This is a genomic window from Streptomyces sp. V2I9, from assembly GCF_030817475.1.
Taxonomy (GTDB): domain Bacteria; phylum Actinomycetota; class Actinomycetes; order Streptomycetales; family Streptomycetaceae; genus Streptomyces.
Genome location: NZ_JAUSZJ010000002.1, coordinates 1,644,524 through 1,668,509, shown reverse-complemented (window position 1 = coordinate 1,668,509; position 23,986 = coordinate 1,644,524). Strand labels below are relative to the sequence as shown.

Below are 23,986 nucleotides of genomic sequence, written 5' to 3'. Positions count from 1 at the left end.
TACGTCTCACCCGTCGCGGCGTCGGTCAGACGTGCAGTTCGGGCGGGAAGCCGGTCCAGCGGAGTTCGGCCGGCAGGTGGCCGGTGTCGTTGTACAGCAGCAGGGCCGGCGGGCGGCCCGGTGCGTAACGGATGACCGTCAGACCGGCGTTGGTGTGGTTGAGGCCCAGCCAGCGGTGGGCGGGGGCTTCCAGCGCGTCCCGGACGAGCCAGCCGACGAGGAAGTTGTGGGTGACGAGGAGTTCGTGGCGGGGTTCGTCGCCCTCGACCGTTCCCGTGAACCGCGCGAGAGCCTCCTGCGCCAGTCCGGGACCCTGCTCACGCTCGGCTGCCGGAAATCCGTCCAACCGGGCGAGCGTCCCGTCGGCCGACTCCGCCGGCAACTCCTCACGGCGCGGCAGGTACGGGATGTAGTCCCCGGCCGGTTCGGACCGCAGCAGAGGAGCTCCGGGCAGGTGCTCGCCGACCAGTCGCGCCGTCTCCTCGGCGCGCGGCAGCGGACGGTGGTGGATCGCCGTGATCGGGGCTCCGCGAAGACGTTCTCCGAGCAGGGCGGCCTGGCGGCGGCCCGCGTCGGTCAGTGTGCTCTCGTCCGCGGACGCCTGGCCGTGCCGGGTGAGATACAGGTAGCGGGCGGCGGTGGGCGTCATGGGTGGGTCCTCCGTGGGGCCGTTCATGATCGATCGTAGGAATATCTGTCGGGACGCCGGCCCGTGAGGGCCGGTTCCCCGGCCGGCCTCATCGCCCGCCGTTCTCCGGCCCTCCGGCCTCCGGCTCGCCGCTCCCCGGCCCTCCGGATGCGCGGGGGCAGCGCGCGGGGCACCGTGGAGGCATGGCGAAGCACCCGCCCGTGATCGTGCACCCGCCCACCTCGACCGGAGGGCGGCGGGTCACCGTGCACGGGCGGATCGTGGGCCTGGCGCACGGGCGGGGTGAGATGGCCGCGCTGTTGCGGGCCGCCGGCTTCGCTCCGGGGCCCGACGACGCCGTCGAGCTCGACCGGCCCGGCCTGATCGAATGGCGCGGCGGCGACCTCGACACCTGGGGGTGATCCCGTGAAGCGTCGTCGCACCGTACGCGAGAGCGCTTCGGCCGCCCCGCCGCCCGGCGACGGCGCGGCCGGGGACGAGGCTCCCGACGCGGCACAGCACACGGTGATCCCCGAACGGATCGTGAGCCACCGGGCGGCCCCGGCCTGCGGGTGGAGTCGCACTCCGCGAGCCGGGTGGTGCCGGTACGCGGACATCGCCGCAGCCACCCCGTCGACCACGTGCTGCACGCCGTCGTCACCGTTCTCCCGTGCCTCGCGCGATGGATCGTGCGGCCCGTCGGCTCCGTGGCCGACCGCGTGGAGGGGGGAGGCCGCACCGGCGACACCCAAGGACACGTCGTGACGGTCAGCACACCCTGAAGGGAGTTCTCATGTCGCAGTTCGACGCACCCACACCGGACACCCCCACACCAGGTGCCTCGCGCCCTGCGCAACCGGCTCCCGGCGGAGGCTCCGGCAGCGCGTGGGCGTCCGGCGGAACGATCTTCGCCGGGATCCTGCTCCTCGTGGACGGAGTCCTCGGGGTACTGAAGGGCATCACGGGCGTCGCCTCGAACGAGGTCTACACGCGGATCAACGACTACGTGTTCAAGTTCGACGTGACCTCGTGGGGCTGGATCCACCTCGTTCTCGGCGTGATCCTCGTGCTCGTGGGCGTGGGCATCCTGAAGGGCGCGGCCTGGGCCCGCACGGCGGGTGTCGTGCTCGCCTCCCTGAACATCGTCGCCAACTTCATGTGGCTCCCGTACACCCCTGTCTGGGCCATCGTGACCATCGCGATCGACGTCTTCGTCATCTGGGCCCTGTGCACCGACCGGTCGGGCCCGGACGATCTCGGGCGGACCGGCTGAGACGGCGTCCCCCGCGATGCGGACGCGGCCGCGCCGACACTCCGGTGCGGCCGCGTCCGCACCGCGGGGGACCGGTGTCGCTTGTCAGTGGGGCGGTCCACACTGGAGACATGTGCCGCAGCATCAAGACCCTCCGCCCGCCCGTCCTCCCCACAGAGGCCACCGAGGAGGACATGCGGGCCGCCGCCCTCCAGTACGTACGCAAGGTCTCCGGGTTCCGCGCGCCCGCCGCGCACAACCGGGCGGTCTTCGACCAGGCCGTCGACGAGATCACCGCCGCCACGATGAAGCTGCTCGACGGGCTGGTGGTACGGGGCGCGGCGCGGGACTGAGGCCCCCTCAGGGGGTGGACGGCTTGCTCAGGGGTGCGGCGCTCGGGAACGGCGCGGGCGCCGGTACGGAGACGAACGGCGGTGACGTCAGCGCTGCGGCCGGGGCGGAGACCGGCGTCTGCTGTACGGGGGCGGCACGGGGACCGGGCGCCGGGATGTCCGCGTCTCCGGGCGTCGGGTCGGCCGCCGTGGCCACCTCCGGCGCGGACCCCGCCGTCGGGCGGCCCTTCACCATGAACGCGGCCAGCGCGCCCGCCGCGAACAGGGCCAGCACCGAAACGGCCGTGCCGAACCACGTCGAACCCAGCCACCGGCCGCCGAAATAGCCGAGCCCCACGCTGTAGCCCGCCCAGGCCAGTCCCGCCAGTGCGGACCACGGCAGGAAGTCCCGCTTCCTGCGGTGGGCGGCGCCCGCGCCGAGCGAGACCACCGAGCGGCCCGCCGGTGCGAACCGGGCGATGATCACCAGGGCTCCGCCACCCCGGCTCAGCGCCGCGCCGAGACGTTCCTGCGCGGTGGTGAGGCGACGGGAGCGGGCGATGGCCCGGTCCAGCCGGTCCCCTCCGCGCCAGGCGAGCCGGTACGCGACGAGATCGCCGAGCACCGAGGCGGTGGCCGCGCACAGGATGAGGACGACGAGCGAGGGGACCTGACCGCCGGTTCCTCCATCGGCGCCGCTCACCGTGGTGGAGCCCGCCGCGGCCGCCGTGGCAGCCGTGATGACGAGGACACCGCTGGGCAGCAGGGGCAGGAAGACGTCCAGGAGAACGGAGAGGGCGACCACCGCGTAGATCCATGGGCTGCTGGTCAGCGCGCCCACACTCTCTAGCACCGTCTACTACTCCCCGATCGTGTCAACGCCGCGACGTCGCAGGGGAGCGGCAGGGGCGGCAGGTTCAGCTTTACAGCGTACGCGTGAGGATCACTCGACCACTGCTGAGGGCGGGTGGTGTTGTACAGGTCACGTACACCTTGCGGCCGTGTTCCCGTTAGGCGGGGAGAACGATCCGGCACGGACGAGGAGCAGCGTATGACGGCTTGGATGGTATGCACGGGAAGCGGCCCGGCGCACCCGACTTCCGGACGGAGGGAGGCGGCCGGGCCGGGGCGCGGCTCCCGTGGACAGGTCCCGGCGGACTCCCGAGCCGCGGGAATTCGGGGCTCACGGACCGTGGGCGATGAAGTTCGCCGGGTACCGGGAGCGGGGGTCTTCCGGGGGGCGGGCGTGCTGGCGGGCGCGGTAGCCCTGTTGACGCTGGCCGGCTGTGTCTCCGTCGCCCACGGAGCGGACGACGGAGCGTCAGGGGCGCACGGCGCGCACGGCACGCCCAGTGCTCCCGCGGTGGTGGTCCCGGCGCAGGGGTCCGGCGGCGGGGGAGATCCGAGCCGCAGGGATGACAGCGTCGCCGCCGGCGGGAGTTCCTGGATGCGGGCCGCGGGGGTGTTCTCGCCGCCCGGCTCCTTCGTGCCGTCCGACGCGTTGACGTACGACACCCGGCTGGTGCCGGCGGGTGCGCGCGTGGAGATCACGGAGTTCACGGACCCGTCCGGCACGCGGGTCGAAGCCCGGCTCCAGGGGCTCCCACCGGGCCACGCCTACGGGATGCACGTGCACACCTCGCCGTGCGGTGCCGATCCCGCCGCCGCGGGGCCCCACTACCAGCACCGCCCGGCGGCGAGCGCCGACCCGGTCAACGAGGTGTGGCTCGACTTCCGGGCGGACGAGGACGGCGACGGGTACGCGGAGGCCCGGCACGCCTGGGGGTTCCGGGAGGGCGGAGCCCGGTCGGTGATCATCCATGACCGCCAGGGCGGCGCGGGGGAGCGGGCGGCCTGCTTCACGGTTCCGTTCGGGCCACGGGAGCGGGCGTGACCGGACCACCCCGCCCCGGCCACGGGTGACCTGCCGGCCGCGGCCGGACTGACGCTGCCGGGCCGAGGCACCCGGACCGACACTGCCGGGTTGCCCGTGCCCGTGCCGCCGATGGCGGACGGCCGTTCCCCTGGCCGCCGCATCCGGGGAACGGCGTATGCCCGCGACGAGGCGGTGTACGGCGGATTCCCGCACCCCGTACCTCTGCGGCGCGGGGCGCGGGTTGCCGCGCACGTTCGGGTGGTCCGGGCGTCCGGTCCGCCGGGCGGCCGGTCAGACGGAGACGGCCGGGGCCCGGTCGCGGCGAGAGGCTGCACCGGTCCCGGCCGCCGTGCTCCGCGAGCCGAAGAAGCGGTCCAGGGCGACCGCTCCCGGTCCGGTGAAGACGAACAGCAGGAACGCCCAGCAGAACAGCGCCGACGGCTCGCCGCCGTTCTCGATCGGCAGGAGCGCCTCGGGCTGGTGCACCATGAAGTACGCGTAGGCCATCGAGCCCGAGGCGAGGAAGGCCGCGGCGCGGGTGCCGAGGCCGAGGGCGACCAGGGAGCCGCAGACCAGCTGGATCACGGCGGCGTACCAGCCGGGCCATGCGCCGGTCTCCGCCTGGTTGCCGCCGAACACCCCGAAGAGCTTGGCGGCGCCGTGGATGGCGAACAACAGGCCGATGACGAAGCGGAAGAGGCTGAGGACGTAGGGCTGGGCGTGGTTCAAGCGGATGAGCATGGGGGGTGTGCTCCTTCGCTCGTAGGGGGGGACGGGAACCGGCCGGGAGCCCGAGATTAGGCAGACCCGGGCAGTGCTTGCAACTTCAACATTCTGTCGAGTGGCTGGAAATCGCCTCACCCTCGGCGGTGAGTGAACACTCAAGAACCGCTTCGAGCTGCGCTCCCTGAGGGGTCGCTGTGGCCTGTACCAATGTCAGCGCAGAATTCCGGCCATGCAAGGTCAGGGTCATGAGCTGGTTGCCGAACCAGGGGCCGCCCGTCCTGCCCCAGATCACCGGTGGCGCGCCCGTACGGCCGTGGCGGGTCAGCACCCGCCCGATCCACCGGCCCGCCCGGCTCCAGCCGAAACGGAAGCCCGCCCGGATCGACCGGGGAACCGAGTTGTGCACGGGGGAGCAGGTCAACTGGAGGACGCGAGCGGCGGGGGCGTTGCCGGCGGCGATGCCGGCATCGGTGCGGGGGTCGATGCCGGAGGCGGACGCGGGGGAGCTGCCGGAATCGGGTCCCGGTCGGGTCCTCGGCCATCGGGGCTCGGTGATGTAGGCGTGGTGCACGTCGCCCGAGAGGACGCACACCGTCGCCGGGGCGTCCGGGCCGCTCCCGGCCTCCTGGAGCAACTCCGTGAAGCGGTCGAAGGATTCCGGGAAGGCTGCCCAATGCTCCAGGTCGGCGGCGCGGCGCAGCTTCTCGCCGAAGCGCGCCCAGCGTGACCCGCGTACGCCCGCGCACAGTGCGGCGTTCCAGCGCTCCACGTCATGGATGAGCGGGGGCAGCAGCCACGGCAGAGAGCTGCCGATGAGCAGATGGTCATACGAAGCGGGGTCGTCCAGGACCGCTTCCCGCAGCCAGGCGGCCTCCTCGGGATCGAGCATCGCCCGCTGCCCCTCGGCCAGGACGCGGGCCGCGCGGGTGTCGACCATCACCAGCCGTACTCGGCCGAAAGCACGTCGGTAGCTCCACCGGGTGAGGGTGGGGTCCGCGTCGGTCCCGGCGGCGAAGCGGCGCAGCGCCTCGGTGCCGTCCGGCACCGCCCTGACGGCCGCGTACACGGGGTCGGCGGCCAGTTCGGCGGGGGAGAGATTGCCCAGGTGCTGGTGGACCCAGTACGACATCAGGCCGCTGACGATCCGCTCGTGCCACCAGGGGGTGGCGCGCATGTCCCGCTGCCAGGCGGCGCTGGTGTTCCAGTCGTCGATCACGTCGTGGTCGTCGAAGATCATGCAGCTGGGGACCGTGGAGAGCAGCCAGCGGACCTCGGGGTCGCGCCACGATTCGTCGTAGAGGTAGGAGTACTCCTCGTAGTCCGCGATCTCCGTGCCCGGCGGCTCACCGAGGTCCCGGCGGGCGGCAAGCCTGCGCCGGGTCGCCGCGGAGGTCTCGTCCGCGTACACCTGGTCGCCGAGGAGCAGCAGGACGTCGGGCCGTTCGGCCGCCGGGTCCGCCGCGAGGCGGGCGGCGAGGGTGACCAGGGCGTCCGGTCCCACGGGGTCGTGCCCACCGGCGGGGGCCGCCGCCCAGCGGCACGACCCGAACGAGACCCGGACGCCGCCCGGACCGTCCGCCGCCGGGTCGCGGGCCGGGCCCGTCGGTCCGCCTGTCGCACGGACACCGCTCGGGGCCGCCGGGTCGCCGGCCGCCCCGGACGCGTCGCTCCCGGCCGAGTGCTCCGCAGCGGGCGCGGGTCGCGCCGCGGGCGGCGTGGTGATGGTGCTCGGGGGGAGGCGGGAGTCCTCGGGCGGCCAGACGCGTCGGGAGCCGAGCAGTACCTCGTACGCCGTGGTGGAGCCGGGGGTCAGGCCCGTCACCACCACCAGGGCGTAGTGGTGACCGGCGACCGAGAAGGTGGGCGACGCGCCCGATGCGCCGTCCGCGCACCGGACCTCCACGGTGCACGGGCGGCTCGCTTCGACCCATACGGTCGCGGTGGACCCGGACTCCCAGTCGACGTACCGCAGCAGTGGTCCCAGGCGCAGCCCGGCCATGTGGTGTCTCCTCGCGATGCCGTCACGGATGGGCTCCGTAACGTACAGAACGCGAGGGGAGGGCGCACGGGTCCCGGCGGGGACGGCTGCGGACGGTGTCCGGCAGCGGTACCCGGCGGGCGGTGGCCTCGCTGCCCTCGGAGGGGAGAGGGCAGCCGAGGCGCGCGGTCGGCGGAGCGGCGGGGCCGGCGGAGGTGCGCGGTCGGCGGAGCGGCGGGGCCGGCGGAGGTGCGCGGTCGGACGGGACCGCGCACCGCGCTTCACGGTGGGCCGGTCAGCAGCCGTTCAGGGCCGACTGCAGGGCGCTCTTCTCGGCGGAGTCCACGCTCAGGTTGTACTGCTTCTTGACGTGGACCCAGGCGCGGACATAGGTGCACTTGTACGAGGAGCTCGGCGGCATCCACTCGGCCGGGTCCTGGTCGCCCTTCGCCTGGTTCACGTTGTCCGTGACCGCGATGAGCTGAGGGCGGGTCAGGTCGTTGGCGAACGCCTGGCGCTGGGCGGTGGTCCAGCTGCTCGCGCCGGAGCGCCAGGCCTCGGCCAGCGGAACCATGTGGTCGATGTCCACGTCGGACGCCGCCCTCCAGGTCGCGCCGTCGTAGGGGGAGTACCAACTGCCGCTGACCGCAGCACAGGAGGAGTCCTGCTGGACGTTGGTGCCGTCGCGCTTGAGCACGACCTCGCGGGTGTTGCACGCCCCCGACTGGGTGATCCAGTGCGGGAACTTGTCACGGCTGTAGCCGGTGGACGAGCCCTCCGCGCCCACGGGGAGCTGGCCGAGGTAGGTACGGGCGGTCGCCGCGCTGACCGGGGTGGGCATGGCGGCCTGGGCGCTCGGGGCGGTGAACAGGGCCGAGACGGCGGCGAGTGCGGCGGTGGCGGAGACGACGGAGAGGCGACGCGCGTAGATTCCGGACATGCGAACTCCCTTGATGTGGGGGGTGCGTGGACGGGCGATCGGACGATCGGACGAGCCCGGCCATCGTGGCGACGCCAGGTTTCTGTGGGGTGGGCGTCAGGTAACAGGGTGGCGACATGTGCACATCACATCAAGGGGTGTGCGAGGGGAGTGATGAATCGTTTGGGCGCGCGAAACCGTCATCGGGCCTTCTTTCGGCCGATTCTGACGGTCGGTGGGGCGCTCGCCGCACCGGTTCGCGCCCCCTCGGGTGTGCCGGTGGAGTCCAGTGGCCGCCGGGGGCCGTGCGGAGCGGGGCGTCGGGCGCGTTGCGGCCCGGCCTCGATCGGTCCCGGCCGGGTCGGGTCCGGTCGCTCCGCCCGGGGACGTTCGTGGGCAAGGTGCAGGCGGTGGCCCGGCGTTCGTGGGCAGGGGTGCAGGCGGTGCTCGGCGTCCGTGGGCGGACCGCCCGGTGGCGGCGCATCCGTGGAGGCGGGTGCGGTGCGGCTGTTCGCCCCGGTGGAGCCGGACGTACGAAAAAGCCCCTGGCCCGGTGGTCCGGGGCAGGGGCTCGCGGCTGGTGCGGCGGGTTACCGCTCGTCGATGTGCAGGCGGATCGTGCCGTCCTCGGCCGCCTCCACGCGTACCTGCGTCAGGTCCTCCACGTGGGCGTCCGGAGCGAGGGACGCGGCGCGCGGGCCGACGCCCACGACGCGCATGCCCGCCGCCCGGCCCGCCGCGATGCCAGCCTCGGAGTCCTCGAACACGACGCACTCCGCCGCGCCGAAGCCCAGTTCCGCCGCGCCCTTCAGGAAGCCCTCGGGGTCCGGCTTGCTGGCGGAGACCTGCTCGGCGGTGACGCGGACGGCGGGCATCGGCAGGGCGGCGGCGCCCATCCGGGCCGACGCGAGCGCGGAGTCGGCGGAGGTCACCAGCGCGTGCGGAAGGCCGGCGATCGCGGTCATGAACGCGGCCGCCCCGCCGATCGGTACGACGCCCTCGACGTCGGCCGTCTCCCGGGCGAGCATCACCCGGTTGTCCGCGTAGTTCTCCTCCATCGGCCGGTCCGGGAGCAGGACGGCCATCGTGGCGTACCCCTGGCGGCCGTGCACCACGGTGAGCGCCTCCTCCGGGTCCAGCCCGTGGTCGACCGCCCAGCGCCGCCAGCAGCGCTCCACCACCGCGTCCGAGTTCACGAGGGTGCCGTCCATGTCGAGCAGGAGGGCGTGAGCGGTGAGGACGGTGGCCGGCATCGGCTGCTCCAGAACGCGGGGAGGGGTGCGATCGAGCCCGAGGTGTCGCGGTACGTCGCGGAGGTGCGCGGGCTGTGGTGGTGGGGGGCGTACGGAGGACCGCGCCTCTGGGGCGAGGTGTGCGGTACGCCGTGCGGTGACAGAGCAACCCCCGCCCGCCGGTCAGGGAGTGCGGGCGGGAGCTACTTTGTTCCATCACGATACAAAAACCGGGGCCGGAATGCCAATCCCCCCGCCCCGAGCCCGGTGCGAGGGCGGGGAGCGAGGGGATCGGGGAGCGGGTTCAGTGGCTGCCGCGCCCGTGTCCGCTGGTCTGCCCTTCCAGCAGGCGCCGGGTGTTCGGGCCGTAGACGCCCGTCGGGTCGCCCTGGACATCCATGTACGACTGGTAGAACGCCACGGAGTACGCCACGCGGTCGGTGTAGTTCCCGTCGGACGGTCCCGAGTAGAGCCATGGCCCGATCTCCCGGAGCCGGTTCTGCAACTCGGCGACCTGCGGTCCCTGGTCGCCAGGGCGCAGTGTCGCGCCGGCGATCGCCGCGGGCGGCGGCTCGGCCGTCGGGGTCCGGGCCGGGGGGCCGCCGTCCGGGGCGGGGGACGCGCTCGCCCCCGGTGGCACGGAGGCGGAGGCCGAGGCGGCCGGCGTGGGCTTCTTGCTCTGTGTCGGGGAGGCGGAGGCCGAGGGCGAGGCGGAGGGGGTGGCCGACGCGGGCGGCGTCCGGGACGGAGCGGCCGTACCGGACGGGGACGGGGCGACCGACGCGGCCGGCTCGTCGCCGGTGTCCGGCGCGCTCGTGGTGATCTCCGGCAGCGCCTCGTCCGCGCTGTCGTCGGCACCGCCGAACAGCCCGCCGGCGAAGGCCGCCGTACCGACCACCGCCGCCACCGCCGCACCCGCCGCGAGGGCGACGAAGGGGCGTCTGCGGCGCGGCTGTACGGGGTCGGGGCCGGAGACGGAGGCCGGGCCGGCGCTCGCACCCCGGTCCGGGCCGCCCGTCAGGTGCAGCGGCATGGTCGTCGCCGCTCCCGGCGCGTCCAGGGGGGATGCCGGCTCACCGCCGCCCGGCTCCGGCGAGCCGGGGCCGTATGCCCCGAATGCCTCGTACGCCGCGAAGGGGCTGGGGGTCCCGTGGCCCTCGGCGCCCCCGTACGGCTCGGTCACCCCGGAGGCCCCGTGAGCCCCGGCGACTCCGTAGCCCCCGCCGTCCCCGTACGCCCCGGCGGCAGCTTCAGCGGAACCGAACGCCCCGGATTCCTCGGAGTTCGTGCCGGCGTCCGTCAGGGTGACGTACGGGCGGATGCGCAGCGGGTCGAAGTCCTCGGCCGCCGCGATCTCCGCCGTGCGCGCCGCGCGGTGGTCCTCATGGGCCGCGCGCTGCTCGTCCCGCGTGGGCCGGGCCGGACCCGCGTCCGTCCCGCACCGGCACGGCATCCGGTGCTCCGTGCCGGGCTCCCCGGCCGTCCGTCTTCCGCACTCCGGGCATGCGTGTCCGGTCATCGTGGGTCCCCTCCCCTTGAACTGCCTGCGATTATGCAGCCCGCTCCGGGGAAGCCCAACGGCCCACCGGGGGTATCGCGGGGTGAGGGACGGGGCGCGATCCACCCTCGGCAGGCCATAACAGGGCGAAACGTTCAGGATGGGTGTGTAGCGGATCGGTGCATCCAGCGGATCGAGGAGACGACGCCCATGGCCCAGCAGCTGAGCCCGCCGCCTCCGGCCCCCGGTGAGGGACAGTCCCGCCGGGGGGTCCTCGTGGCGATCGGAGCACTGCTCCTCGGCATGCTGCTCGCGGCACTCGATCAGACCATCGTCTCCACGGCGCTCCCGACGATCGTCAGCGAGCTGGGCGGGCTCGACCATCTGTCCTGGGTGGTGACCGCCTATCTGCTGGCCGCCACCGCGGCCACCCCGCTCTGGGGCAAGCTCGGCGACCAGTACGGCCGCAAGAAGCTCTTCCAGACCGCGATCGTGATCTTCCTGATCGGCTCGGCGCTCTGCGGCGTCGCCCAGAACATGCCCCAGCTCATCGGCTTCCGGGCCCTCCAAGGGCTCGGCGGCGGCGGGCTCATGGTGCTGTCGATGGCGATCGTCGGCGACCTCGTCACCCCGCGCGAACGCGGCAGGTACCAAGGACTCTTCGGCGCGGTCTTCGGCGTGACCAGCGTCCTGGGGCCGCTCCTCGGCGGCATCTTCACCGAGCACCTCAGCTGGCGCTGGGTCTTCTACATCAACCTGCCGATCGGCGTCGTCGCCCTCGTCGTCATCGCGGCCTTCCTGGACATCCCGGCCCGCCGCGAGAAGCACGTCATCGACTACCTCGGCACCTTCCTCATCGCGGCCGTCGCCACCAGCCTGGTCCTCGCCGCCTCCCTCGGCGGTACGACCTGGGCCTGGGGCTCCCCGCAGATCATCGGTCTCGCCGTCCTCGCCGCCGTCCTGCTCGTGGCCTTCATCGCCGTCGAACGGCGCGCGGTCGAACCCGTACTCCCGCTGAAGCTGTTCCGGATCAGGACCTTCACGCTCGTCGCCGTGATCAGCTTCGTCATCGGCTTCGCCATGTTCGGCGCCATGACCTACCTGCCGACCTTCCTCCAGGTGGTCCACGACATCACCCCGACGATGTCCGGCGTGCACATGCTGCCGATGGTGTTCGGCCTGCTGATCACGTCGACCGGTTCCGGCCAGATCGTCAGCCGGACCGGACGCTGGAAGGTCTTCCCGGTCGTCGGCACCGCCCTCACCGCCGTCGGTCTGCTGCTGCTCCACCGCCTCGACGAGAACAGCTCCACCTGGCTGATGAGCGTCTACTTCTTCGTCTTCGGCGCCGGCCTCGGCCTGGTCATGCAGGTGCTCGTGCTGGCCGCCCAGAACGCCGTCTCCTACCAGGACCTGGGGGTCGCCACCTCCGGCGCGACGTTCTTCCGGTCCATCGGCGCCGCGTTCGGTGTGGCCGTCTTCGGGACCGTCTTCACCAACCGGCTGACCGGCCGGCTGACGGACGCGCTCGCCGGGCAGCCGCTGCCGCCGGGCGTCGACGCGGGGCGGCTGGCCGCCGACCCACGGGCCATCGGGCAGCTCCCCGCCGGCCTGCGGCCGTCCGTGCTGAGCGCGTACTCCACCTCCATCACGGACGTCTTCCTGTACGCCGCCCCGGTCGTCCTGGTGGCCTTCGTCCTCGCCTGGTTCCTCCGCGAGGACAGGCTCCGGGGTGCCGTGACCGCCCCCGACACCAGCCAGACCCTCGCCTCCAACCCCGTCGAGCGCTCCTCGTACGACGAGTGCGCCCGCGCCCTGTCGGTGCTCGCCACGCGGGAGGGGCGCCGCGAGATCTACGAGAAGATCACCGCGCGAGCCGGGTACGACCTGCTGCCCGCCGCCGGCTGGCTGCTGCTGCGGATCAGACGGCACGGCATGGTCGAACCCTCCCGCCTCGCGGAGACCACTCCCGTACCGCTCCACGTGGTCACCGACGCGGCCCGGCAGATCGAGGAACGCGGACTGGTCCGCCGGGAGGGCCTCCAGATGGTCCTCACCGAAGCGGGCGGCGAGGCCGTCGTCCGGCTCTCGCAGGCCCGCGAGGACTCCCTCGCCGAACTCCTGGGCGACTGGTGGGGCCCCGAGCGGCCCACCGACCTGACGGCCCTCGTCAGAGAGCTGACCGCCGAGGTCAGCGGGTCGAGCGGGGAACGCCCGCACTCCCCGGCTCCTCCCCGCGACCACGAGGCCCATCTGCGCCACGACGAACGCGCGGAGCAGGCAGAACGCGAACGACGCGACTGACCCGGTCACCCGGACGCCCCCGCCACCACCGCGCGTCCCGCCCGCAGCGTCCGCTCACAGCTCCTTGGCGAACCAGCGTTCCGCGTACGGATTGCGGCGGTGGAACGACGGAACCTCCCGGTAGCCGTGCTTCGCGTACAGCCCGCGCGCCTCGACCAGGTCGTGGCGGGTGTCCAGCCGCAACAGCCGCACGCCGTACGCCCGCGCCGCCTCCTCCACCGCGGCCAGCAGCGCCCCGCCGCCGCCCGTGCCCCGGAACGCCTGGCGCACGTACACCCGCGTCAGCTCCGCCGAACCCGGCTCGGCGGCCTCCGTCAGGACCAGCCCGGCGCAGCCCGCCGCCTCGGCCCCGTACCGGCCGACGACGAACTGTCCGGTCGGCGGTATCAACAGGTCGGCCCCGTCGCCGTCGAGCCCCTCCGCGATCTCCTCGGCGGTCGCGGGCCGCCGCCAGTAGCGGCTCGCGACCTCGTCGTAGTAGTCCCGGCGCAGGGCGCTCGCGGCGGGGGAGTCGAAGCGTTCAGGGGTTACGGTCCAGGTCATGTGCGGCATTCTCGCCGCCGCGCAGCCGAACCACGACGCCATTCTTGTGCAGGGGGCAGTAGTGACCGACGTGTCCGCGACCGGAGCGATATCCACGGCACCCACGACCGGAGCGATCCAGCACCTCGCCGAACGCTGGATACGGGACGGCATGGCCGCCGCGGCCGGCCGGGCCCCGGACGGAGAGCCGCCCGCCGGCTTCGTCTGCTCGCCCGCCGGACTGTGGCTCGCCCTGACCGCCGTGGCCGCCGGTGCGCGCGGAGCCACCGCGGCCGAACTGCGGGCCCTCCTCGGCACCGCGGACCGGGAGGCGGCGCCGGTCGTCACGGCGCTGGCCCGTGAGGTGGCCCGGACCGGGGCGCTGGGCGTGGCCACCCGCGTCTGGAGCCGGGTCCCCGTCCACCGCGCGTACCGGGAGTCCCTGCCGGACGTCCGCTGCGACCCGATGGACCCGGCGGCCGTCGACGCCTGGGTGCGCGGGGCGACCGGAGGTCTGATCGAGCGGCTGCCGTTCGAGATCACGGACGACACCCTCCTGGCGCTGGTCAACGTGCTCGCGCTCCAGGCCCGCTGGGAAACGCCGTTCGAAGGGGGGCTGACCCGGGACCGGCCGTTCACCGACGCGTCGGGCGCGGTCGGCCGGGTGCCGACCATGGTCAGGAACGTGCCGCTCGCCGATGCCTGGACGGTCGGCGGGGCGTACGTCGTCGAGCTGCGCTGCGCCCCGGAGGCGGGCGGCGCCCCCGGGGTCCGCGTCCGTTTCGTCCTGGGGGAACCGGGGGCGGGCGCGGACCGGGTACTGCCCGTGGGCTGGGCGCCCCGGAGGGAGGGCGTTGCGCTGGACACCGACCGGGTCGCCGTCCGGCTGCCGCGGCTCGCGCTGCGCACGCGGGTGCCGGTCACGGAACAACTGGACGCGCTCGGCGTCCGGCTGGCCCTGACCGACCACGCGGACTTCACCGGCCTCTCCCCCGAGCCCCTCCGCATCTCGGACGTGATCCAGGAAGCCGTACTGAAGATCGCCGAGGAGGGGGTGGAGGCCGCGGCCGTGACCGTGGTCGCCATGCCCCGCATGGGCTCCGCACCCCGCCCGGAGCGGGTGGAGCACATCGCCTTCGACCGGCCCTTCGGCATCGTCGTGCTGGCCGGAGCCGACGACGTACCCCTGTTCACGGCGTGGCAGGCGGACCTCCCGGCGGGGCCCACCGCCTGAGCCCCGGAACAGCGGCACCGTCCCGCCGGCCCGCCTGCGGGGCCGGGGCGCCGCCCCCCGAGAGCCGTGCGTCTCCGGTCGATCTTCCGGACGAAAGCAGGATGACAGTCAGGCAAAGAGGGGGTTGATTGTGTCTACCCCGTAGGGCAGTGCGAGGCTTCATCCGGCATGGCCCCACTCGACGGGGCGGTGCATGGAACGGTGGGAGGGTCGGCGCAGCGTGGTGAATGCGGATCACAGTGTGCGCGGGGACGCGGCGACGGACGGAGGAGCGACGGGCAGCGGGCTGACCCGCGCCCTGCTCTGGCTGGTCGTGGCCGCGCTGGCGGTACGGCAGGTGGCGGTGGTGCTCCGGCAGCCACCGGGGGAACGACTCCTCGATCTGGAGACCTGGATCGGGGAGAACGGCGTGCTGCACGTGACGGGCTCGCTGTACGACGGCGGCCGGTTCACCGGCACGCCCTTCGCCGGTCTCGTCCTGAAGCCCCTCACCGCATCGGCCCAGCAGACCCTGGGCGTCGCCTGGACGTTCGGGTCCCTCCTGCTCGTCGTCGCCCTCGGCCTCGTCGCGGCGCGGGCGCTGCCCTCCCCGGTGGGCCGCCGGACGGCCCTGCTCGCGGCCCCTGTCGCGATCAGCCTGTTCATGCTGTCGCTGCCGGTGCGCAACGCCCTGCACCTGGGCCAGACGAGCGTCCTGCCCGTCCTGCTGGTACTGCTGGCCTGGTTCGTCGTCCGGGAGCACCGGGCGGCGGGTGTCCTGGTCGGTCTCGCCGCCGCCTTCCAGCCGGTGCTGCTGCTCTTCGCCGTCCTCCTGTGGCTGACCGGCCGGCGGCAGGCGTCGGTGAGCGCGGGCGTGACCTTCGCCCTCGCCACGGCCGTCGCGTGGGCCGCCGCGCCGAAGGACTCGTGGACGTACTGGGTGCACCACCTCGCGGGCGCCGGGCTGGGTGAGCGGCCGGACAGCCCGGCCAACCAGTCCTTGCACGGGGCGCTGCTCCGGCTCGGCCTCGAAGGCCCCCTGGAGATCGGCCTCTTCCTGGCGATCGCCGCCGCCGTGGTGGTCGTCGGGCTACGGCGCGCCGTGCGGTACGCGCAGGACGGGCAGGTGCTCCTCGCGGTGGCCGTGACCGGCTGTGCCGTGGTCGCCGTCTCGCCGACCGCCTGGCAGCACCAGCTCCTCTGGGTGCTCCTCGCCGTCGTCGGCCGGGTCGGCAAGCGGGCCTCCGACCGGCTGGTCTGGCCGTCCGTGGTGGTCCTGGCCATCACCCTGCCGGGCACGATGCTGCTGCCGAACATCACGACGCTCCACCCCGTACGCGACAACGTGCTGCTCCTCGCCGCGCTCGGTGCGGCCTGCCTCGCCCCGTTCCTGCCCCGCACCTCGCCGTACTGGCAGCACCCTGTCCCCACGGACTACGCGCAACCGGTCGCGGCGCGCTGGAGACGGGTACCGCTCCTGCCGTTCTGGCGCCGGGTCCTCACCCGCCCCAATCTGCTGCTGGAACTCCTGCTCATCCGGGTCGTCTACTCCGCCTACGCGCAGGTCCGCCTCGCCGCCACGGCGGGCCGCCCGCTCGCCGAGGAGCACGGCCGGCAGATCCACGCCATCGAGCAGTGGCTGCACATCGACATCGAGCACTGGGTCAACCACACGGTCGTCCGGATCGACTGGCTGCGCGAGTTCTTCGACTACTACTACCTGACCTTCCACTTCATCGTCCCGCTGACGATCCTCGGCGTGCTGTACGCGCGCCGCCCCGCCGACTACCGCTGGGTCCGCTCCTCCATCGGCTTCGCCACCCTGCTCGCGCTCGTCGGCTTCTGGCTCTACCCCCTGGCCCCGCCCCGGCTCATGCCCGGCCTCGGCTTCATCGACACCGTGCACGGGGTGCAGGACTTCGCCAAGCCCGACTACGGGACGCTGACCACCGTCACCAACCAGTACGCGGCGATGCCGTCGCTCCACTTCGGCTGGTCGCTGTGGTGCGGGGTGGTCATCGTGATGCTGGCCCCGAAGCTGTGGATGAAGGCGCTCGGGCTGATGCACCCGCTCTTCACCATCGCCGCGATCGTGGCCACCGCCAACCACTGGGTGCTCGACGCGGCGGGCGGCGCCCTCGTCGTCTCGCTGGGCTTCGGGCTGACGTACCTGCTGTCGGGCCCGCGGAAGCTGATGACCGACGTGGAACGGGCCACCGACGCGAAGGACGCCACGAAGGAGGCGGCGGACGGGGAGCCGGGGGCGGCGGAGCCCGCGGAGCCGGAACCGGCGCGTCCCACGCTGCCGGCCGAGCCAGCCCTCGTACCGGAACGCGAACCGTCCGAGAAGCTCGCGGGCACGTAGCGGGCGGCGGGCACGGCAGGCCGAAGGGGTGCCGGGGAGGCGTTCACCGCCCCGGCACCCCTTCGGTGTGGATCGCCGCGTCCGTTCATCGTCCGCCGGCCCGGCCCCCACCGCCACCCGGGGACGGGCGAGGCCGTGCCGGTCGCGGTCGCTCGTCCTCACCGCCCACGACGCGCCGGACCAGAGGTGCGGGCCGCCACCCCGAAGCCGAGGCCCGCTGTGAGTCAGGCGCAGGCGGGCAGGGGCGCAGGGGAGCGGGACCGCCGCGCGAGCCGGGGCGGGAGGCCCGCGGTGCTCATGCCCCGGGCTTCCCTGGCATCTCAGGCTCCCCGAACGTCTCCGGCCCTCCGGGTGCCCCCGGCGTCCCGGGCTCCCCGAACGTCTCCGGTTCACCGGGAACCCCAAGCGTCTCGGGATCCCCGAACGCGGCGCGTGCGTCGAACGCGGCGCGGCGGGTGGCCCGGCGCAGCGCCCGCAGCAGCGTCGGGCCGACCGTGAGGGTCAGCACCACCGTCAGCAGCGCCCGCCCCAGGTCCCAGCCCAGCGAGGTCGCCGCACAGTAGGCGAGGAAACGCACCAGGTTCTCGTGCAGCGGGCCGCCCTCGACGAAGGTGATCCCCGAACCGGCCCCGGTGAGGAGCGTCCACCCCTGCAGATTCATCACCGTTCCGTACGCGAACGCCGCGACGCACCCGTACGCCGCCAGCATCGCCGACTCGGCCCACCCGCGCAGCCGGTCCGCCCCCGGCAGCAGCCCGGCGCCCATGGTGAACCAGCCCATCGACAGCATCTGGAACGGCATCCACGGCCCGACCCCGCCCGTCAGCAGCGCCGAGGCGAACATGGTCACCGAGCCGAGCACGTAACCGAATCCGGGGCCCAGCACCCGCCCGCTCAGCACCATCAGGAAGAACATCGGCTCCAGCCCCGCCGTGCCGGGCCCCAGCGGGCGCAACGCCGCACCCACCCCCGCCAGCACGCCGAGCATCGCGACGGCCTTCGCGTCCATCCCGGACTCGGAGATCGTCGCCACGGCCACCGCCACCAGGAGCGGCAGCAGTACCGCGAACAGCCAGGGCGCGTCCTGCGCGTGCGCCAGCCCGGACCTGCCGTCCGCCAGCAGCGGCCACCCGAACGCGACCACGCCGACGATCCCGGTCAGCACCAGCACGGCCACCGACTTCGGTCCGAGCCGTACGGGCCGGGGAGCCCGCTCCCGCACGTCCGTCGTCCCCCTCACGCTCCCGCCTCCAGCGCCGCGCGCACCCGGGAGACGGTCAGCCACTCCTGCGGGGCCAGGATCTTCGCCGTCTGCGGGGCGAACGCGGGCGAGGAGACCACCACCTGCCCGGTCGGCCCGTCCGCGACCACCTCCCCGTCGGCGAGGATCACCACCCGGTGCGCCAGCTCCGCCGCCAGCTCCACGTCGTGCGTCGCCAGGACGATCGCGTGCCCCTCGGCCGCCAGCCCCCGCAGCACCCCGACGAGCCGGGCCTTCGCCGCGTAGTCCAGGCCGCGCGTCGGCTCGTCCAGCAGCAACAGCGGCGGCCGGCCCGTCAGCACCAGGGCCAGCGCCAGGGCGAGCCGCTGCCCCTCCGACAGATCACGGGGGTGGGTGTCGTCCGCGACCCCCGGAACCAGCTCCGACACCAGCGCCCGGCACGTGCCCTCCGCCGCGCCCGCGTCCCGGTCGGCGGCGGCGCACTCGGCGGCCACCGTGTCCGCGTACAGCAGATCGCGCGGCTCCTGCGGTACGAGGCCGACCCGGCGCACCATCGTCCGCGGGTCCGTCCGGGCGGGGTCCAGACCGCCGACGCGCACGGTGCCCGCGGTGGGCTCGGTCATCCCGACGAGGGCCCCGAGCAGCGTGGACTTGCCGGCCCCGTTGCGCCCCATCAGGGCCACCGTCTCGCCCGGTGCCACGGTCAGCGACACCCGTCGCAACGCCTCGACCCGGCCGCGCCGCACCCCGAGCCCGTCGACCCGCGTGACCGCGTCGGCGGCGGGCGGGACGGCGGATCCACCGGACGGGCGCAAGCCTTCCGTCCGGCTCCGCTCCCCGCCGCGGCCCAGCAGGCGGGCGAACCGGCCCGGCCGCGGCGGCTCCCCGGCGGCCGGAACGGGCGGCACCGGCCTCGGCGCACCGGGGGCCTCCGCCCGCGCGGGTACCGCGCCCGCCAGCCGCTCCCGCAGCCCGCCCGCCGCGCGCCGGGCGTCCCGCACCGACAGCGGCAGCGGGTCCCAGCCCGCCAGCAGGCCCAGCTCGGCCACCGGCGGCCGGACCGGCGACACCTTCATGATCTCGGCGGGCGGCCCCATCACCGGAGGAGCGCCGGGGGCGGGCAGCAGGACGACCTGGTCCGCGTACTGCACCACCCGCTCCAGCCGGTGCTCGGCCATGAACACGGTCGTGCCCAGGTCGTGGACCAGCCGCTGGAGCACCGCGAGGACCTCCTCGGCCGCCGCCGGGTCCAGCGCCGAGGTCGGCTCGTCGAGCACCAGCACCTTCGGGTGCGGGGTCAGTACCGAACCGATCGCGACCCGCTGCTGCTGGCCGCCCGACAGCGTCGTGATGGGCCGGTCACGCAGCTCGGCCAGGCCCAGCAGGTCGAGCGTCTCCTCCACCCGGCGGCGCATCACGTCCGGGGCCAGGCCGAGCGACTCCATGCCGTACGCCAGCTCGTCCTCGACCGTGTCCGTGACGAAGTGGGCGAGCGGGTCCTGGCCCACCGTCCCGACCAGATCGGCCAGTTCGCGGGGCTTGTGCGTACGGGTGTCGCGCCCGCCCACCGTGACCCGGCCGGACAGCAACCCACCCGTGAAATGCGGGACGAGCCCCGAGACCGCACCCAGCAGAGTCGACTTACCGATACCGGAGGGTCCGACGAGCAGCACGAGCTCGCCCTCGGGAACCGTGAGATCGACCCCGGACAGCGTGGGGCGCGCCGATCCCTCGTACCGCACGGAGACCCGCTCGAACCTGATCACGCCTGCTCCTTGCCACGATGTGCCTGTCCGGTCGTCGTCCGGGACGACGGTGGTACGGGGGCGACCAGCGCGGGCAGCAGCCCGACCAGCACCGCCGCCGCCGGCCACAGCGGCAGCACCGGCGCGGCCAGCGGAACGACACCGGGCCGCAGCGACCCCGGATCGACCGCGACCGCCCAGATCATCGCCGCTGCGACCACCGCACCCGAGCACGCCACCAGCCAGGCCCGCACACCCCAGCGGTCCGGCCGGTAGCGGGTCCGCACCGAGCGCCGCCCGCCGAGCCGCAGCCCGGCCATCGCCACGACCAGCCCGGCCAGCAGCAACGGCAGCCCGTACACCGCCCCCTGCGCGGCCAGCAGCCCGTACGTGCCGGCGCACATTCCGAGCAGCCCGCCCAGCGTCAGCACGTTGGTGGTGCGCCGGACGGAGGCCGGCACCCGTGCGGTACGCCCGTACCCGCGCGCGTCCATCGACGCGGCCACCGCCACCGACCGCTCCAGCGCGCCCTCCACCACCGGCAGCCCGATCTGCGCCACCGCCCGCACGCCCCCGGTCGGCCGGCCCCGCAGCCGGCGCGCGTGACGCAACCGGGCCACGTCGGCCACCATGTTCGGCGCGAACGTCATGGCGACCACGACGGCGACCCCCGCCTCGTACAGCGCGCCGGGCAGCGACTTCAGCAGCCGTGCCGGATTGGCCAGCGCGTTGGCCGCGCCGACGCAGATCAGCAGGGTGGCCAGCTTCATTCCGTCGTACAGCGCGTGCACCAGCTGCTCGGCGGTGACCCGGCCGCCGATCCGCACGCCCCGCATCCAGTCGGGCAGCGGCAGTTCGGGCAGGGTCAGCACGGTGTGCGTGCCGGGGATCGACGAGCCGAGGAAGACGGAGAACAGCAGCCGCAGCGCCACGACGAACAGCCCGAGCTTGACGAACGCCCCGTACGAACGCGCCCACGGCGCGTCCGTACGCCGCGCCGCCACCACATATCCGGCCACCCCGACCAGCAGCCCGAGGATCAGGGGGTTGGTCGTCCGGGACGCGGCGGTGGCCAGACCCAGGGCCCACAGCCACCACGCCCCGGCGGGCAGCGCGTTGCCGCGGTCCGCCTCGGGGGCGTGCAGGGCACGGCGCAGCAGCCGGGCCGGGGCGGGGGAGCCGGTCACCGGCGGCGGCGGGCCTGGACCACGGCGGCGACGCCCAGCAGCAGGACGGCGGCGACGCCGACGAGAAGCCCGGCGGACGGACCGTCGCCGCCCTCGACGCCCTCGTCCTTCCCCCGGTCACCGGCCGTCTCCGCGGTGCCGGACGGCTCGGCGGTGGAGGTGTCGCCGGACACCTGCTCGCCGCAGCCCGTCCTCGGGTAGCCGGAGATCGCGCAGAGCATGGCGCTGCTGTCGTACCGCAGCGGCTTCGCCACCGCCGCGAGCGCCTCCGCGCTGCTGGCGTCCGGCGCGACCTGCGCGCAGGCCGTGCGCGGGGCGGGCGGCTTCTCCCCGCCCGGTGCGTCCGCCGCCGTACCCGCGTCGATCACCAGCGCCACCCGCTTGGCGCCGTCCTTCGCCGGGGTGCCCGCGCAGATCGCCCCGAAGTCCGGGGCGCGGCGCGGCTGGGCGGCGTCGCCCGAGTCCTCGCTCACGGCGAACCGGAAGCCCTGCACCGCGCCGTCGTCCGGGCGCAGGAGGGACGGCCCCTGGGTGGCGTACTCCCAGGTCTCGCCGTTGCCCTGCCAGAAGGACCAGTAGCGGTACCCGGCGGCCTCGGCGCTCCCCGCGCCGCCCAGCAGGACGGCGGAGGCGGCGGCGAGGGCGGCGAGCAGCGCGACGAGAGGGGCGCGCAGCCGCGCCGGGAACGCCGCGGCGGCCGCCGGGCGGGTCCGGGACCTCACGGCTGCTGCTTCTTCCGGCGCATGCTGAGCAGGAAGCCGATGCCGGTGCCCGCGAGCAGCCCGATGCCGATCAGCCACCCCAGGCTCAGTCCGCTGTCGTCGCTGCCGGTGCCGCTGGAGGGCTGCGGACCGGTCGGGGTGGGCGAGGGGAGGGCGGTGGCGGCCGGGGAGGGGCCCATGGTGTTGAGCTGCTTGACGAGGTCGACGCCGCCGAAGCGGCGGGCGTCCGCACCGGTGGCGTGCGCCGCGAGGATCAGCTGCGCGGTGGCGGCCGGTCCGCCGGCCTTCGACCAGCCGGCGGCGTTCTTCTCCAGCCAGGCGACGGACGCCTCGGCCTTGTCCGTGTGCCCGGAGGCGGCGAGGGCGACGACCGCGTCCGCGGTGTTGCCGTAGTCGGGCTGCGGCTCGGTGTCCTCGGCGCCCGGCATCGGGGCCAGCTCCAGGTACGGCTTCTTCTTCAGCGTGTCCGCGAGGAAGAAGGCCCCGTTCTGGGCGCTCTGCTCCGGGCCGAGGTCGTCGCCCTTCGTGCAGGTGGGGTCCTCGACCGCGTTGGACGTACCGGAGGCGATGCCCTTGCCCATCAGGCCGAGCACGGAGGCCGCGGTGGCGTCCGGGTTGGCGATGAGCTCGCCCTTCTTGCCCGGCTGGTAGGCGAACGCCCCGCCGTCCTTGTCGCCGCACGGGAGGGCGAGGGCCTGCAGCGCGGTGTACGGGGTGTTGCCGTCGGGGGTGGTGACCTCGTTGATGGGGACGCCGGTACGGGCCAGGGCGCCGATCACGAGGGACGTCGAGTTCGCGTCGCTCGGGCTGCCGGGGTTGTAGCCCCAGCCGCCGTCCTCGTTCTGCACGGACTTGAGCCAGTCGGCCCCGTTGTTGGCGTCCTCGCGGCGCTGGTTGATCTCCACGAGGGCCTGGACGGCGACCGCGGTGGCGTTGGTGTCCATCACCGTCGAGGCGTCGCACGGCTTGGAGGCGTCCCGGTACGAGGGGAACGCGCCGCTGTCGCACTGCTGGCCCACCAGCCAGTCCACCGCCCGCGTCGACGGCGTGACGTACTCGATCTTCTGCGCCAGGAAGGCCAGCGACTGCCGCCACACCCCGTCGTAGGTGGGGTCCGTGGTGCCGTAGAGCCCGGCCGGCAGATCCACCGTCGGGGAGGGGCTCGGTGCGGCGACCGCTGCGGGGGCGGCCGCGCCCAGGAGCACGGCGGTGGTCGCGAGCGCGGCTGCGCTGCGGCGTACGGTCATGGCGGGCTGAGCCTCTCCTGCGAGGGCCGGAGGTCCGTGGGCGCACGGGGGCGCCGGGCTCCGGCCCCGTATGCCTCGACGGTGCCGGCCACCGGGGTTCCGGTGGCCCGAGCCGGTCACGCTCCGCGGAGGGCGGTCCGGCTGCCGTCGGGCGGACGGGTCACGGCTGGGGCGCTCGGCCGGAGCGACTCCGGCTTCCCCCTGTACGGGCATGATGACGACCTGCCCACTCTACCGGTCCGTGGAGGAGCGGCCGGATGCTCACACGGCGACGCACGTCACCGGGGCCGGTTCCCCTCCACCCGCGCGGCCGGTCGTCCCGGCTCCGCCGTCACGACCTGAGCCCCGCCCCGGCTCCGCCGTCAGGCCGATCGGTCGGCAGACGTCAGGTCGATGAGGCGGCAGGCCGTTTCGATGTCGGTCCTCACCCGGGCGATCGAGGCCCGCCCCGACAGCCAGGTGATCAGCGCCGAGTGCCAGGTGTGCTCGATGACCCGGACCGCGGAGAGCTGTTCGGGGGTGGGGTGCTCCAGGCCCGTCGCGTCCAGGATGATCGCCGTCGTGAGCCGGGAGACCGCGTCCACCTCGGCGCTCACGCCGCGATCCGCGAAGGTGAGGGCGCGGACCATGGCCTCGGCCAGGTGCGGTTCGCGTTGCAGGGCGCGGAAGGCGCGCATCAGGGTTCCGGCCACCCGCCCGGCCGCGTCGTCGCCGGCCGGAGGGTGGTCGCGGAGCGTGGTGTGCAGCTGCTGGAGCTGGTCCTGCATGGTGGCGACCAGCAGATGGATCTTGGAGGGGAAGTAGCGGTAGAGGGTGCCGAGCGCGACCCCGGCGGCCTCGGCCACCTCCCGCATCTGCACCGCCTCGAAGCCGCCCCGGCCGGCCAGCTGCGCGCAGGCATGCAGGATGCGGCGGCGACGGGCCTCCTGGCGCTCGGTCAGCGCAGGCGCTGCCGGTCTGGCGTCCGCGGTCATGCTGCCCCCGATCCACGATGCACGATCCATGGCTTGATCCACCC

21 protein-coding genes are annotated in these 23,986 nt (G+C 74.2%); 7 read left to right on the top strand and 14 right to left on the bottom strand.

The features are described from left to right. Positions 1–25: 25 nt before the first annotated feature. Positions 26–649 carry a histidine phosphatase family protein gene (locus QFZ71_RS07440; protein ID WP_307667468.1) on the bottom strand — a complete coding sequence of 208 codons (624 nt, stop codon included), beginning with the start codon at positions 647–649 and terminating at the stop codon, positions 26–28. A gap of 182 nt (positions 650–831) precedes the next feature. On the opposite strand from QFZ71_RS07440, the gene QFZ71_RS07435 reads away from it, so the two are divergent. The 3 genes from QFZ71_RS07435 (at position 832) to QFZ71_RS07425 (ending at position 2,233) form a co-directional block, all read left to right on the top strand. Next, complete coding sequence (locus QFZ71_RS07435; protein ID WP_307667467.1) at positions 832–1,050, top strand: hypothetical protein; 219 nt, start codon at positions 832–834, stop codon at positions 1,048–1,050. 371 nt (positions 1,051–1,421) lie between these two features. Next, positions 1,422–1,901 (top strand): hypothetical protein, encoded by a 480-nt coding sequence (locus tag QFZ71_RS07430; RefSeq protein WP_307667466.1) that lies wholly within the window; start codon positions 1,422–1,424, stop codon positions 1,899–1,901. Positions 1,902–2,011: 110 nt separating this feature from the next. Continuing rightward, on the top strand, positions 2,012–2,233 hold the full coding sequence (locus QFZ71_RS07425) for a DUF2277 domain-containing protein (RefSeq protein ID WP_307667465.1): 222 nt from the start codon (positions 2,012–2,014) through the stop codon (positions 2,231–2,233). Between the two features lie 7 nt (positions 2,234–2,240). Here the strand turns inward: QFZ71_RS07425 and QFZ71_RS07420 are convergent, their stop codons facing one another. Further along, complete coding sequence (locus QFZ71_RS07420; RefSeq protein ID WP_307667464.1) at positions 2,241–3,065, bottom strand: DedA family protein; 825 nt, start codon at positions 3,063–3,065, stop codon at positions 2,241–2,243. Between the two features lie 393 nt (positions 3,066–3,458). Between QFZ71_RS07420 and QFZ71_RS07415 the strand changes: the two genes are divergently transcribed. Next, positions 3,459–4,106, top strand: a complete 648-nt coding sequence (locus tag QFZ71_RS07415) for a superoxide dismutase family protein (protein ID WP_307671365.1) — start codon at positions 3,459–3,461, stop codon at positions 4,104–4,106. A gap of 273 nt (positions 4,107–4,379) precedes the next feature. On the opposite strand, the gene QFZ71_RS07410 is transcribed toward QFZ71_RS07415, so the two are convergent. From QFZ71_RS07410 to QFZ71_RS07390, 5 genes are all read right to left on the bottom strand, one after another. Continuing rightward, positions 4,380–4,829 (bottom strand): DoxX family protein, encoded by a 450-nt coding sequence (locus QFZ71_RS07410; RefSeq protein WP_307667463.1) that lies wholly within the window; start codon positions 4,827–4,829, stop codon positions 4,380–4,382. Between the two features lie 85 nt (positions 4,830–4,914). Further along, the gene (locus QFZ71_RS07405) at positions 4,915–6,813 is read right to left on the bottom strand and encodes an alkaline phosphatase D family protein (RefSeq protein WP_307667462.1); all 1,899 of its coding nucleotides are present in this window, start codon (positions 6,811–6,813) and stop codon (positions 4,915–4,917) included. 274 nt (positions 6,814–7,087) lie between these two features. Then, positions 7,088–7,732, bottom strand: coding sequence for an HNH endonuclease family protein (locus QFZ71_RS07400; RefSeq protein ID WP_307667461.1), 645 nt, complete (start codon positions 7,730–7,732; stop codon positions 7,088–7,090). Positions 7,733–8,301: 569 nt separating this feature from the next. After that, entirely contained in the window at positions 8,302–8,964 is a 663-nt protein-coding gene (locus QFZ71_RS07395; RefSeq protein ID WP_307667460.1) for an HAD-IA family hydrolase, read from the bottom strand. A 283-nt stretch (positions 8,965–9,247) separates the two neighbouring features. Further along, the gene (locus tag QFZ71_RS07390; protein WP_307667459.1) at positions 9,248–10,462 is read right to left on the bottom strand and encodes a peptidoglycan-binding domain-containing protein; all 1,215 of its coding nucleotides are present in this window, start codon (positions 10,460–10,462) and stop codon (positions 9,248–9,250) included. 189 nt (positions 10,463–10,651) lie between these two features. Between QFZ71_RS07390 and QFZ71_RS07385 the strand changes: the two genes are divergently transcribed. Further along, on the top strand, positions 10,652–12,745 hold the full coding sequence (locus tag QFZ71_RS07385) for an MFS transporter (protein WP_307667458.1): 2,094 nt from the start codon (positions 10,652–10,654) through the stop codon (positions 12,743–12,745). A 54-nt stretch (positions 12,746–12,799) separates the two neighbouring features. Here QFZ71_RS07385 and QFZ71_RS07380 read toward each other — a convergent pair whose 3' ends face one another. Continuing rightward, positions 12,800–13,288 (bottom strand): GNAT family N-acetyltransferase, encoded by a 489-nt coding sequence (locus QFZ71_RS07380; RefSeq protein WP_307667457.1) that lies wholly within the window; start codon positions 13,286–13,288, stop codon positions 12,800–12,802. Positions 13,289–13,349: 61 nt separating this feature from the next. On the opposite strand from QFZ71_RS07380, the gene QFZ71_RS07375 reads away from it, so the two are divergent. Both QFZ71_RS07375 and QFZ71_RS07370 read left to right on the top strand, forming a co-directional pair. Next, a complete protein-coding gene (locus tag QFZ71_RS07375) occupies positions 13,350–14,501 on the top strand; it encodes a serpin family protein (RefSeq protein ID WP_307671364.1) in 1,152 nt (383 codons plus the stop codon). A 193-nt stretch (positions 14,502–14,694) separates the two neighbouring features. After that, positions 14,695–16,845, top strand: coding sequence for a phosphatase PAP2 family protein (locus tag QFZ71_RS07370; RefSeq protein ID WP_307667456.1), 2,151 nt, complete (start codon positions 14,695–14,697; stop codon positions 16,843–16,845). A gap of 295 nt (positions 16,846–17,140) precedes the next feature. Here QFZ71_RS07370 and QFZ71_RS07365 read toward each other — a convergent pair whose 3' ends face one another. From QFZ71_RS07365 to QFZ71_RS07340, 6 genes are all read right to left on the bottom strand, one after another. Then, entirely contained in the window at positions 17,141–18,085 is a 945-nt protein-coding gene (locus tag QFZ71_RS07365; RefSeq protein WP_307667455.1) for an ECF transporter S component, read from the bottom strand. Further along, positions 18,082–19,833, bottom strand: coding sequence for an ABC transporter ATP-binding protein (locus QFZ71_RS07360; protein WP_307667454.1), 1,752 nt, complete (start codon positions 19,831–19,833; stop codon positions 18,082–18,084). The genes QFZ71_RS07365 and QFZ71_RS07360 overlap by 4 nt, the downstream gene beginning before the upstream one ends. After that, positions 19,830–20,999: an energy-coupling factor transporter transmembrane protein EcfT gene (locus QFZ71_RS07355; protein WP_307667453.1), complete on the bottom strand. Its 1,170-nt coding sequence runs from the start codon at positions 20,997–20,999 to the stop codon at positions 19,830–19,832. Before QFZ71_RS07355 ends, QFZ71_RS07360 begins: the two co-directional genes overlap by 4 nt. Further along, positions 20,996–21,721, bottom strand: a complete 726-nt coding sequence (locus tag QFZ71_RS07350) for an SCO2322 family protein (protein WP_307667452.1) — start codon at positions 21,719–21,721, stop codon at positions 20,996–20,998. Before QFZ71_RS07350 ends, QFZ71_RS07355 begins: the two co-directional genes overlap by 4 nt. Continuing rightward, positions 21,718–22,968: a prenyltransferase/squalene oxidase repeat-containing protein gene (locus tag QFZ71_RS07345; protein ID WP_307667451.1), complete on the bottom strand. Its 1,251-nt coding sequence runs from the start codon at positions 22,966–22,968 to the stop codon at positions 21,718–21,720. The genes QFZ71_RS07350 and QFZ71_RS07345 overlap by 4 nt, the downstream gene beginning before the upstream one ends. A 362-nt stretch (positions 22,969–23,330) precedes the next feature. Beyond that, positions 23,331–23,942, bottom strand: a complete 612-nt coding sequence (locus tag QFZ71_RS07340; protein ID WP_307671363.1) for a TetR family transcriptional regulator — start codon at positions 23,940–23,942, stop codon at positions 23,331–23,333. Positions 23,943–23,986 lie beyond the last annotated feature (44 nt).